Origin of the sequence: Cohnella xylanilytica, assembly GCF_014212175.1 — a bacterium.
In the GTDB taxonomy this organism is placed as follows: domain Bacteria; phylum Bacillota; class Bacilli; order Paenibacillales; family Paenibacillaceae; genus Cohnella; species Cohnella xylanilytica.
The window spans coordinates 18494-29126 of the sequence record NZ_JACJVR010000103.1; the positions used below are offsets into that span (position 1 = coordinate 18494).

The window sequence follows — 10633 nt, forward strand, 5'->3', positions numbered from 1 at the left end:
ATCTGAACTCGCGGAGATGTTTCACGTGGAACAAAATAAACCATGAAAGTTTTTTCACAGGCAGGAAATGAGCCGTCAACGGCGAATTAACAATGATAGAAGCAAACCGACGTGCCGCATATGCGCCTTCCGGGCGTTAAATGGCGGCGCTTTTTCGTCGAGAGGAACGTTAAGAATATGAGAACGTGGTGGTCCTAAGAAGATGAGAGAACCGTTGTCGCGAATTTTCGGCCTGTCGGATCGTAGCGGCCAAGAAGAAGTGAAGCAGATCTCGGTAGCAGACATCGTACCCAGCCCCTATCAACCGCGAACGGTATTTGACGACGAACGGATCGAGGAATTGTGCCAGACCATTAAGACGCACGGGGTCATTCAGCCCATCGTCGTTCGGGTTCGCAACGGCAAGCACGAGATTATCGCCGGCGAACGCAGATGGCGCGCGGTCACGCGTCTCGGCATGGAGCAGATCCCTGCGATCGTCCGCGAGATCAATGATTCCCAGGCCGCGTCCATCGCTCTGATCGAGAACCTTCAGCGCGAAGGGCTCACTGCGATCGAAGAAGCGGTTGCGTACCATAAATTGATGGAATTGCATCAGTTGACGCAAGAGAGTCTCGCCCAGCGGCTCGGCAAGAGCCAATCGACGATCGCGAACAAGATTCGCCTTCTCCAGCTCGGAGACACGGTGAAGAACGCCTTGTTGGAACGGAAGATTACCGAACGGCACGCGCGGGCGCTCCTGTCCCTTCCCGACGAAGAGTCGCAGAACAAGCTGCTTCAGGAGATCATCGAGAAGGAATTGAACGTGAAGCAGACCGAGACCCGCATCGCCTTCCTGCTCGAAGCGAGCAAGAAGCCGAAGAACCGCCGGGTATCGTTCTCGAAGGATATTCGGCTGGCCATCAACACGATCCGTCAATCGGTCGATATGGTTACGGGATCGGGGATCCCGATCAAGTCGAGCGAACGGGACTGCGAAGACCACATCGAGATCGTCATTCAGATTCCGAAGCGGAAGTAAAGCGGGAAGCGATTCTGGTTAGACGGCGGCGAGCCTCCTTGCGGACGTTCCTGGTCTAGGGACGGCAGGGAGGGGCGTCGCGTTCGCGTCTTCTCTTTTGTCATCTAGACTTCATAAGACCGGCCCTTATCCTCTCTAGATGATCTTCGCCAAGCTTCCTCGGCGGCAAGAACGCTGAAGATCCCAATTAGCTCAATCATCTACCCGTTGCAAGGCCATCTCCGATCCACGACTAGATGATCTCCGCGAAGCTTCTTCGACGTTCATGGGCTTCCTTGCATGGGTTCGGCCTGCTTCCAAGCATTGAGAGTTTAGTTGATAGAGTCGTTGTTATACAATGAGAGAACGAGCAGAGGTTTATTCGCATGGCAGTTTATAATGAGGTGAAGGGTTTTGTCTAAAATAATTGCGGTTGCCAACCAAAAGGGCGGTGTCGGGAAGACGACGACCGCCGTCAATCTGGGCGCCTGCTTGTCGACATTGGGCCGTAAAGTGCTCATCGTCGATATTGATCCCCAAGGGAATACGACCAGCGGCATTGGGATCAGTAAAGCGGATGTGGAATATTGCATCTACGACATTCTGATTAACGACGTGCATCCGAAGCAAGCGATCGTCGAGACGGGGCTTCCGAATTTGAAGATGATCCCCGCCACCATTCAACTGGCCGGTGCGGAGATCGAGCTGGTTCCGACCATCTCCCGGGAGATTCGCTTGAAGAAGTCGCTCGCGATGGTGAAGAACGAGTTCGATTACATATTGATCGACTGCCCGCCGTCGCTTGGCATCCTGACGATCAATTCGCTGACGGCGGCCGATTCCGTTCTCATTCCGATCCAATGCGAGTATTACGCGTTGGAGGGATTAAGCCAGCTTCTGAACACGATCCGACTCGTGCAGAAGCATCTGAATACGTCCCTGCAGATCGAAGGCGTGCTGCTGACCATGTTCGACGCGAGAACGAACCTGGGCATTCAAGTCATCGAAGAAGTGAAGAAGTACTTCCAACAGAAAGTGTACCAGACCGTCATCCCCCGCAACGTGCGGCTTAGCGAAGCGCCTTCCCACGGACAATCCATCATCACGTACGATCCCAAATCCAAAGGCGCCGAGGTGTATCTCGAGCTGGCGAAGGAAGTGATTACGTATGAGCAAGCGGCTAGGTAAAGGACTGGATGCTCTCATTACGTCCCTGTCCATCAAGGAAGACGATAAGGTAGTCGAGATTCCGTTGGCGCAGCTCCGGGCCAACCCCTATCAGCCTCGCAAGACGTTCGACGACGAAGCGATCAAGGAGCTGGCGGAATCGATCCGCGAGCATGGCGTTATCCAACCGATCATCGTACGCACGGCGCTGCGAGGATTCGAGATTATCGCGGGCGAGCGCCGGTTCCGGGCGTCCCAGCTACTGGGCAATCCGACGATCCCGGCCGTCGTAAGGTCTTACAGCGATCAGCAGGTCATGGAGATCGCCCTGATCGAGAACGTTCAGCGCGAAGACCTGAACGCGATCGAAGTGGCGATCGCCTACCAAGCGATCATGGATCAATTCTCTCTGACTCAAGAAGAGCTGTCTCTGAAGGTAGGGAAGTCCCGTTCCCATATCGCGAACTTCCTCCGGTTGCTCGCATTGCCGGAAGAGATCAAAGACCATGTTTCACGTGGAACATTATCGATGGGACACGCGAGAGCGCTGGCCGGCATCAAGGACGACGCGAAAAAGAAGGAGCTGGCCAAGCTGTCGGTCGCGAACGGCTGGAGCGTCCGCGAGCTGGAGGATGCGGTGCAGCAGCCGGAAGCGAAGGGGAAGGCGAAGCCGAAGCCGAAGTCGGTGAAGCGCGATCCGTATCTCGAAGAGATCGAGGAGACGCTGCGCGAGAAGTTCAAGACGACGGTCCGGATCAAGCCGAACAAGGACAAAGGGCATATCGAACTTGCCTACTACGGCAAAGGAGATTTGGAGAGGCTTCTGGAGATTCTTCAAGCACTTGCATAGGCTGAGCGCGATAGCATACCCAAGTTGTAATCTTTCCCGGGAAGGATTAAACTTAGGTATGCTATCCTTGCGTCAGGACGACGTTGACGGAGGAATCTCAGATGAATCAACCTCTTATCTATATGGATAATGCGGCGACTTCCTGGCCGAAGCCTCCCGGGGTGATCGAGGCGATGGAGAAGTGCATGCGGGAAGCCGCGGCCAATCCGGGGCGGGGAAGCCACGAGATGGCCGTGAAGGCGAGCCGGGTGCTGTTCGAAGGGCGCAAGGCGCTCGCCAAGCTGTTCCGGATCCATAACCCGAACGATATCGCCTTCACGTTGAATACGACCCACGCGCTTAACCTGGCGCTGATGGGGTATCTCCGGCCGGGGGACCACGTGATCACGAGCTCGCTGGAGCACAATTCGGTGCGCAGGCCGCTCGAAGCGCTGCGCAGGAGAATCGGCATCGAAGTCAGCTACGTGAAGACCAACGCTCTCGGAACGGTCGATCTGGCGGTGCTTCGCGAAGAGATTCGGCCGACTACGAAGCTCATCGCGGTGACGCACAGCTCGAACCTGACCGGCACGATTACGCCTCTCGAGGAAGTTGGGGCGATCGCGAAGGCGAAGGGCGTCAAGCTGCTCGTGGACGCCGCGCAGAGCGCCGGCGTGCTCGACATCGACGTCGGCGCTCTCGGGATCGATATGCTCGCTTTTCCGGGGCATAAAGGGCTGCTCGGGCCGCAAGGGACGGGGGGGCTGTACATTCACCCCGATCTGGAGCTGGAGCCGCTCATGCACGGCGGAACGGGCAGCGCCTCGGAATCGCCGGAGCAGCCGTCCGCCCGTCCGGACCGGTACGAGGCGGGAACGCCCAACACGGTCGGCATCGCCGGCTTGACGGAGGGCGTGAAGTTCGTCCTGAAGGAGACGACGGAGCGAATTCATGCCCGCGAGCGAGCCCTGACGGTGCAGCTGATGGAAGGTCTCATGGCCATTCCGGGCGTGAAACTGCTGGGTCCCGGCCCCGGGACGGAGAGAACGGCGATCGTCTCGTTCCTGATGGAGGGGCTCGATCCGTCGGAAGCTTCCTTTATATTGGACCGGCAATTCGGCATCGCGGTGCGGTCCGGCTTCCACTGCACGCCGCTCGGGCATTCGAGCGAAGGCACGACCGAGACCGGCGCCCTGCGGGCCAGTCCGGGATATTTTACAACCGAATCGGAAATCGTATCCTTGATCGAAGCGGTGCGCGACATCACGGCTGCGATGCGCGGCTCCGCGAATTAATACGCGTTCAGAGAAGATTGGATAGCATGGGGGAGAAGGCATGAACGGGTTGGACGACAGCGCTTGGCTGGCCATCGTCGCGGGCGAGGGAGCCTTGGCGGTCATCGTACTAGTGTGGGTCATTATTCTTAGCGGCAAGCTGCGCCGGCTGCGGAAGGCGCACGCCAAGCTGATCGGCGATACGGGAATCCCCGAGCTGGAGGGCGTTCTGGTCAACTTGCACGGCCGGCTGGAAGAGCTGGAGAGCGTGCGCCGGATTCAGGACGAGCGCCTCGACAAACACGAGAAACGCCTCGCCGCCCTCAAGGGACGGATCGGCGTTCATCGGTTCAATGCGTTCTCCGATTCGGGAAGCGACCTCAGCTTCTCCGTGGCCATCGTGAACGACGAGCAGGACGGCGTCGTCCTCACCGGCATTCACGGCCGGGAACAGACGTTCCTTTACGCGAAGCCGCTCGACAAGGGCCAATCGGCATACATGCTGTCTCCGGAAGAGAAGACGGCCATCAATCAGGCATCGCAAAAGGAATAGCCGGAGTGCGCGTGTTGCGGATCGCTTGCAGAAGACTCTGCGAGATAATGTCCGCCATTTTCATAACCAGATTCAGCCGGGTGTTCTGCAGCACGAAGTACTCCATGAAGCCCCCCACGTTCACGATACCGGTCATATGCATGTCCCCGACCGGAGGCAGATCCTTGTTGACGCCGGCTCCCGGCCGAACGGGTCCGGTGCCGATCTGGATGCAGCCGACGCTGGAGACTTGTCCAAGGCACGCGTCGATCGCGATGACGTAAGGCCGCGGCGTCGATCTGGAGATGCGCAGCAGCGTCTCCGTCAAGTTCATGGCGTGCACCGGTTCGTCGAGCGTGCCGTACAGGTCGAACTGGGGATTCGCTTCCCGGGAGAGCGTCGTGCCTACGAGCGGGCCGAGCGAGTCGCCGGTAGACCGGTCGGTCCCGACGCAGACGATGACGATGCGCCTGTCCAGGGGGAGAGGAGCGAGTTGGCTCTCAAGCCGCTGGGCTAACCGGTTCGTAACCGAAGGTTCGTTGTAAGGGATTTTCAAAGAGAGCGCGGCCGTCTCGCTATTGGTGCCGGACCGTCTCTCCCATGCGCCGTTCATTCGTCTGCTTCGCCTCCTCCCAGGGGATGTTACTAGTATATGGACGGTATAGCGCATTTATACTCATAGGCAGGTCGAAGACTTGCAAAATCGGCTGGAAGCCGGGATACCATCGGACGGAAGGAGCCGACGCGAATGGAGCCCTTATTGATCGCCTTCGACTCCACCCAGCAGGCGTTAAGGGCGGAGATGCTGCTCGAATACGCGGACATCGAGATCGATATCCGGCCGACCCCCAAGGAGATTACCGCCGGCTGCGCGTTGTCCATCGAGTTCCCGGCGGAGGAGCTGGATACGGTCCGGAACGTCATCGACGGCGAGAAGGTAGAGATTCGCGGATTGTTCCGGCAGTTGGAGCCGGGCCGATACGAACAAATCAGGTAAGATCGGAGGGAAGCGGGATGGGATTAGGCAAGCTCGTCTTCATGCCTCTCGCGGAAGAAGGGCTCGACGAAGCGCTCGAGAAAAACTTGAATCTATGGCAGCAGTTCGTTGACGATATCTGGCAGTCGGTCAGCGATACGGATATGTGGCTGTACGTGCTGAAGGTAGCGCTCCGGATCCTGATGATCCTCCTCTTCAGCCGGGTGGCCAAGATCATTCTCTATCGGGTTATCGACCATCTGGCCAACCCGAAGGCTTCGAAGCGGTTCAAGCTGAGAAGCCGCCGGGTTCAGACGGTAGGGAAGCTGCTCAAGAATGCGGCCTCCTACGTTCTCAACTTTATCGTTATCCTGCTTATTCTCGGCGAGTTCCATATCGATCTGGCCCCGCTGCTCGCCGGCGCCGGAGTGATCGGCCTCGCGATCGGCTTCGGGGCGCAGAGCCTGGTCAAGGACGTCATCACCGGCTTCTTCATTATTCTCGAGGATCACTTCTCGGTCGGGGACGTCATCGAGACCGGCAAGTTCCGCGGGACGGTCGAGATGATCGGGCTTCGGGCGACGCGCATCAAGAGCTGGACGGGCGAGGTGTTCATCATCCCGAACGGATCGATCACGGATGTGACGAACTTCTCGGTGAACAACTCCCTGGCCGTCGTCGACGTGTCGATCGCCGCGACCGAACAGCTCGATTACGCGATGGAGATCGTGCGAGGCGTTCTGGCCAAGTTCGAGGACCCGAATCTGGTCGCGATGCCGGAGCTGCTGGGCGTCCAGTCGATGACCGGGTCCGACGTCGTGCTGCGGGTGACGGCGGTCTGCCGGCCGAACACCCAGACGGCGCTGACGCGCCATCTGAACGCGGAGATCAAGAAGGCGTTCGAAGCGGCCGGCGATCCTCGTTATTACAAAGCGCTTGAGCGGGCGGGAGGGGTGAGCTGATGGAACCGAAGGTCTTCCAGCTGGGCGACATCGTGCAGATGAAGAAGCCTCATCCTTGCGGAGCGAACGAGATGGAAGTCATCCGCATGGGCATGGACATCCGCATCAAGTGCGTGAAGTGCAAGCACAGCATTCTTCTGCCGCGGGCGAAGTTCGAGAAAAGCATGAAAAAAGTGCTTCGCTCGGCGTCCGGGGAAGAGGGAGCGGGCGAGCAAAATTAGGAAGCAACAACCTGTTGCAAGCCCGTCCGAAATGTGATATGATTTTTCTTGCTGCGGAGAGGTACCCAAGAGGCCCAAGGGGGTTGACTCGAAATCAACTAGGCGTCGCAAGGCGTGCGTGGGTTCGAATCCCACCCTCTCCGCCATAAAAGCGAATTCGATCGATTCCTGTATAACAGGGATCGATTTTTTGCGTTAATGGGCGGGTGGGGTGAGAACGGGCCGTTAAGCTGACATGCATCAAGGCATGTTCGTAGGCCCTGGCGTGATAGTCGCTGCAACAGTGGCCGGTACGATAGTACGGATGCGCGGCGACGGTAAGGCGAGAAAATCGAAAGAACCCCTTACGGGGTTCTCCGGGCGACGTTAGTCGAGTCGAAGTCGTAATCCAGACGTTGCTGTTATGCATTTCGGTGGAAGCGAAGACGAGCTTCGCCCTGCCGGATGCCAGCGCTTCGGGTCAACGGATCGCTCGTTAGCGAACCATGTGTGTTACAGACAAGTGTCTTTGGCACAACCCTCCGTTCCTACTCCGTGTGGCACGGTCCTTCCTTCGGCTGTTGCCTGCATGGGTTCAATGGAACCACACCTCTCTGTTCGTCGCCGATATCTAGAGTGTCCGAACGGGGACCCTCCTATTCATCGTTCAGCCGTGATTGTTGAATCGTCTCCACTTCCGCCGGTGGTTGGACGTCTCCGGGAAGCGGTCGCCCTTGCTCAGGCGGACGATCTTGGGATTGTTGATTCCCGTGTGGAACGAGGCTTCGCCGATCTCGATATACTCTCCGTCGTTCGGCGCGCGTTGGCCCGGCTCGAATTCGCTCTGTTCTCCCATTGTGCTCACCCCCCATGATCGGAATCAACCTATATTGTCGGGGAAAAGGGGGGTGCCTATGCACGCGCAGGAACCTCCGCTTCATCGATCGTCGGCTAGGCTGCCGGCCGATCCGGGCAGGAAGTTCCCCGCTTACCTCGAAGTTCGGCCGGTCTGGAACACGGTAACGGTGCTCGCCATGAAGTTCGAGGCGTACAGCTTCCCGGTTCGCCGGTTGAACGCGAGCCCGACCGGCTGGAAGCCGCTCTCGCCGATCGCGATCGAGGCGAACCGCTTGTTGTTCGTTCCATCCACGAAGGTGACGACCCCGTCCGCTTCGCTGGCGATGAAGACTAAGTTGTTGTCCGTATCGGCCAGGACCGAATCGGCGCTGGCTTGATCCGTCGTTACCTTCTTCGCGACCTCGTTCATCTCGTCGTCGATGACCGCCAGATCGGCCGGACCCTCGCCCAGCGATCCGGCGTAAATCCGGTTCAATCGGGGATTGACGGCGACGCCCGCAACCCCGTCTACCGGAATGCGGCGGAGGACCCGGTTCGTGTTGCCGCTGACGGCGAAGATCGCATTGGAATGGCTGTCGAAGAAGTTCGCGACATAAATGCGGTTCGTATGCTCGTTGACGGCGATCCCGCTCGCGAGAGGACGGTCTCCGATATCGAGGGCCGCGACGACCTTCAGCTTGGAGGGATGGATGACGCTCAGGCGATTGCCAACCGCGTATAGACGGTTCGTGGCGCCATTCAGGGCGAATTGGATGACGCCTTGCGGTACCGGAATCAGCCCCGCGACTTTATCGGTCTTCGCGTCCACGACGGCGATCGTCCGGTTGTCGACGGCGACGTAGATGTGGGCGCCGTCGGGGGATACGACGATCTGGCCGGGATCGCCGCCTAGCTTAACGGTACGAAGCACGCGGTTCGTTCGGGTGCTGATGACGAGCAGGGAATCCGGTGACGCGGCGACGTACAGCCTGTGGGCCTCGGGATGGACGGCCATGGGGCCTAACGGCTTGCCGATCCGGATCGTGGCCGCCAGACGGTCCGTGCTTCCGTTCAGAACGTAGATCGCTCCGCGGGAGCCGTTATTCGCGTAAACGCGGCCCGCGGCTTCGTTCACGGCCAGGAACAGAGGCTCTCGGCCGACGCGGATCGTCGCGAGCTTCTTCGCGAACGGTGCCGAGGTTCTTTTCCCGAAGGATCGCGATTTGCGGGCAACCGCGGTTCGAGCAGCGGCAGATGCCGAAGCAAGGGTTAATCGGCTCATTGGTCCAGACTCCTCTCCGTCTACGAACGCTTCCTCGAGCCGCAAGGGTCTCGGGAGACGCGTTGTCGAATCGCTAGATCAGGGTATTCATCCCGTAGGCGGGCGTGCGGGCGGATGCACAGGCCGATTCCCGAATGTTGCATTCATTGACCTGGACCGGGAATTATGATAGATTATATAGGTATGCCATTAACAAGCATACTCCTTGCTCCTCGGCCGACCGGACTTGTCCGGCGGTATTCGAAGCGGGGGGCCAAAGACCAGAAGGAGGTGAACGGAAGATGCGCAACTATGAGTTGATGTACATCATCCGTCCGGACGTGGAACAAGAGACCGTTCAAGCTGTCGTGGAGAAATTCCAAGGCATCATCGTGAACGGCGGAGAGATCGTGAAGCATGACGTGCTCGGCAAGCGCCGTCTCGCTTACGAGATCAACAAGCACCGCGAAGGGACGTATGTGTTGGTCCAATTTACGGCTTCCTCGGACGTCGTGAACGAGCTCGAGCGCGTTCTGAAGATTACGGACGAAGTCATTCGTCACATGATCGTCAGAGAAGTCGTCGCCTAAGGCAGGACGCAACGCAGCACACCCGGCGGTCAACCGCCGTGAGTCGTCATAGTTGGGAGGGTGCCAACCATGTTGAACCGGGTTATTCTGATCGGACGCTTGACCAAGGATCCCGAGCTTCGTTATACGCCTGCAGGCGTGGCCATAGCGCAATTTACGCTGGCTGTAGACCGCCCCTTCTCCCGCGATAGCGGCGGAGGAGAACGCGAACGCGAGGCGGACTTCATCCCGATCGTAACGTGGCGCCAATTGGCCGAGACTTGCGCGAACTACCTTCGGAAGGGCCGTCTGGCCGCCGTCGAGGGGCGCATTCAGGTGCGCAACTACGAGAATAACGAAGGCCGCAGAGTCTACGTAACGGAAGTCATCGCCGATAACGTGCGCTTCCTGGAATCGCCGAACCGCGAAGGCGGGGGCGGCGGACAAGGGCAAGGCCGCGACGATTACGGCGGAGGGAATTCCGGCGGCGGCGGGTACGGCGGAGGCGGATATGGAGGCGGTGGCGGAAGCCGCGGCTCCGGATCGCGCGGCGGCAGCAACGTGGACCCATTCGCCGATGACGGCAAGCCGATCGATATATCGGACGATGATTTGCCATTCTAAGACAGGAAGGACGGAGAATAAATGAGCGAACAACAACAAGCTGCACCGGCCGCTCGTGAAGAGCGTACGTATACACCTCGTGAGAACCGCGGTCCCGGCGGCAACGGAGAGCAACGCGAGCCCCGCAAGTTCCGCCGCGGACGCAACAAGCGCCGTAAGGTTTGCTACTTCACGGTGAACAAGATCACCCATGTCGATTACAAAGATCTGGACTTGCTCCGCAAGTTCATCAGCGAACGCGGCAAGATCCTGCCGCGCCGCGTAACCGGCACGAAGGCGAAGTACCAACGCATGCTGACGGTTGCCGTCAAGCGCGCGCGCCAGATGGCTCTGCTGCCGTACACCACGGAGTAAGAGGAAGAAGCACCCCGCGAGGGGTGCTTTTTTTAACATTATAGAATT

Annotated in this window: 14 protein-coding genes and 1 tRNA gene; 12 read left to right on the forward strand and 3 right to left on the reverse strand. The window is 58.7% G+C overall.

The annotated features are described in order from the left end of the window. The first annotated feature begins 202 nt into the window (after nt 1–202). The 5 genes from noc to H7B90_RS25660 all read left to right on the forward strand — a co-directional run bounded on the left by noc (nt 203) and on the right by H7B90_RS25660 (nt 4823). Nucleotides 203–1021 carry a nucleoid occlusion protein gene (noc, locus tag H7B90_RS25640; protein WP_185138748.1) on the forward strand — a complete coding sequence of 273 codons (819 nt, stop codon included), beginning with the start codon at nt 203–205 and terminating at the stop codon, nt 1019–1021. Nucleotides 1022–1414: 393 nt separating this feature from the next. Beyond that, entirely contained in the window at nt 1415–2188 is a 774-nt protein-coding gene (locus H7B90_RS25645; protein ID WP_185138749.1) for a ParA family protein, read from the forward strand. Continuing rightward, nucleotides 2169–3017 (forward strand): ParB/RepB/Spo0J family partition protein, encoded by an 849-nt coding sequence (locus H7B90_RS25650; protein ID WP_185138750.1) that lies wholly within the window; start codon nt 2169–2171, stop codon nt 3015–3017. The genes H7B90_RS25645 and H7B90_RS25650 overlap by 20 nt, the downstream gene beginning before the upstream one ends. 101 nt (nt 3018–3118) lie before the next feature. Further along, on the forward strand, nt 3119–4291 hold the full coding sequence (locus tag H7B90_RS25655) for an aminotransferase class V-fold PLP-dependent enzyme (protein ID WP_185138751.1): 1173 nt from the start codon (nt 3119–3121) through the stop codon (nt 4289–4291). A 40-nt stretch (nt 4292–4331) separates the two neighbouring features. After that, the gene (locus H7B90_RS25660; protein ID WP_185138752.1) at nt 4332–4823 is read left to right on the forward strand and encodes a DUF4446 family protein; all 492 of its coding nucleotides are present in this window, start codon (nt 4332–4334) and stop codon (nt 4821–4823) included. Here H7B90_RS25660 and yyaC read toward each other — a convergent pair. After that, nucleotides 4798–5415 (reverse strand): spore protease YyaC, encoded by a 618-nt coding sequence (gene yyaC, locus H7B90_RS25665; protein ID WP_185138753.1) that lies wholly within the window; start codon nt 5413–5415, stop codon nt 4798–4800. The two genes, H7B90_RS25660 and yyaC, sit on opposite strands and share 26 nt — an antisense overlap. A 135-nt stretch (nt 5416–5550) precedes the next feature. Between yyaC and H7B90_RS25670 the strand changes: the two genes are divergently transcribed. From H7B90_RS25670 to H7B90_RS25685, 4 genes are all read left to right on the forward strand, one after another. Next, complete coding sequence (locus H7B90_RS25670) at nt 5551–5799, forward strand: putative Se/S carrier protein (RefSeq protein WP_185138754.1); 249 nt, start codon at nt 5551–5553, stop codon at nt 5797–5799. A 17-nt stretch (nt 5800–5816) separates the two neighbouring features. Then, entirely contained in the window at nt 5817–6740 is a 924-nt protein-coding gene (locus H7B90_RS25675) for a mechanosensitive ion channel family protein (RefSeq protein ID WP_246578486.1), read from the forward strand. Next, nucleotides 6740–6961, forward strand: coding sequence for a DUF951 domain-containing protein (locus tag H7B90_RS25680; protein WP_185138755.1), 222 nt, complete (start codon nt 6740–6742; stop codon nt 6959–6961). Before H7B90_RS25675 ends, H7B90_RS25680 begins: the two co-directional genes overlap by 1 nt. Before the next feature lie 55 nt (nt 6962–7016). Beyond that, nucleotides 7017–7107: transfer RNA gene (locus H7B90_RS25685), tRNA-Ser, on the forward strand. A 500-nt stretch (nt 7108–7607) separates the two neighbouring features. Here the strand turns inward: H7B90_RS25685 and H7B90_RS25690 are convergent. Both H7B90_RS25690 and H7B90_RS25695 read right to left on the reverse strand, forming a co-directional pair. Continuing rightward, nucleotides 7608–7796, reverse strand: coding sequence for a YjzC family protein (locus H7B90_RS25690; protein ID WP_185138756.1), 189 nt, complete (start codon nt 7794–7796; stop codon nt 7608–7610). Between the two features lie 132 nt (nt 7797–7928). Then, complete coding sequence (locus tag H7B90_RS25695) at nt 7929–9059, reverse strand: YncE family protein (protein WP_185138757.1); 1131 nt, start codon at nt 9057–9059, stop codon at nt 7929–7931. A gap of 281 nt (nt 9060–9340) precedes the next feature. On the opposite strand from H7B90_RS25695, the gene rpsF reads away from it, so the two are divergent. The 3 genes from rpsF to rpsR all read left to right on the forward strand — a co-directional run bounded on the left by rpsF (nt 9341) and on the right by rpsR (nt 10585). Further along, the gene (gene rpsF, locus H7B90_RS25700) at nt 9341–9628 is read left to right on the forward strand and encodes a 30S ribosomal protein S6 (protein WP_185138758.1); all 288 of its coding nucleotides are present in this window, start codon (nt 9341–9343) and stop codon (nt 9626–9628) included. A gap of 69 nt (nt 9629–9697) precedes the next feature. Then, the gene (ssb, locus tag H7B90_RS25705) at nt 9698–10231 is read left to right on the forward strand and encodes a single-stranded DNA-binding protein (protein WP_185138759.1); all 534 of its coding nucleotides are present in this window, start codon (nt 9698–9700) and stop codon (nt 10229–10231) included. Between the two features lie 21 nt (nt 10232–10252). After that, complete coding sequence (gene rpsR, locus H7B90_RS25710; RefSeq protein ID WP_185138760.1) at nt 10253–10585, forward strand: 30S ribosomal protein S18; 333 nt, start codon at nt 10253–10255, stop codon at nt 10583–10585. The last annotated feature ends 48 nt before the right edge of the window (nt 10586–10633 follow it).

Coding starts and splice junctions, on each gene's coding strand:
- ssb (WP_185138759.1), top strand. CDS start 9,698: ATGTTGAACCGGGTTATTCTGATCGGACGCTTGACCAAGGATCCCGAG.
- H7B90_RS25660 (WP_185138752.1), top strand. CDS start 4,332: ATGAACGGGTTGGACGACAGCGCTTGGCTGGCCATCGTCGCGGGCGAG.
- rpsR (WP_185138760.1), top strand. CDS start 10,253: ATGAGCGAACAACAACAAGCTGCACCGGCCGCTCGTGAAGAGCGTACG.
- rpsF (WP_185138758.1), top strand. CDS start 9,341: ATGCGCAACTATGAGTTGATGTACATCATCCGTCCGGACGTGGAACAA.
- H7B90_RS25680 (WP_185138755.1), top strand. CDS start 6,740: ATGGAACCGAAGGTCTTCCAGCTGGGCGACATCGTGCAGATGAAGAAG.
- H7B90_RS25675 (WP_246578486.1), top strand. CDS start 5,817: ATGGGATTAGGCAAGCTCGTCTTCATGCCTCTCGCGGAAGAAGGGCTC.
- H7B90_RS25695 (WP_185138757.1), bottom strand. CDS start 9,059: ATGAGCCGATTAACCCTTGCTTCGGCATCTGCCGCTGCTCGAACCGCG.
- noc (WP_185138748.1), top strand. CDS start 203: ATGAGAGAACCGTTGTCGCGAATTTTCGGCCTGTCGGATCGTAGCGGC.
- H7B90_RS25670 (WP_185138754.1), top strand. CDS start 5,551: ATGGAGCCCTTATTGATCGCCTTCGACTCCACCCAGCAGGCGTTAAGG.
- H7B90_RS25655 (WP_185138751.1), top strand. CDS start 3,119: ATGAATCAACCTCTTATCTATATGGATAATGCGGCGACTTCCTGGCCG.
- H7B90_RS25690 (WP_185138756.1), bottom strand. CDS start 7,796: ATGGGAGAACAGAGCGAATTCGAGCCGGGCCAACGCGCGCCGAACGAC.
- yyaC (WP_185138753.1), bottom strand. CDS start 5,415: ATGAACGGCGCATGGGAGAGACGGTCCGGCACCAATAGCGAGACGGCC.
- H7B90_RS25650 (WP_185138750.1), top strand. CDS start 2,169: ATGAGCAAGCGGCTAGGTAAAGGACTGGATGCTCTCATTACGTCCCTG.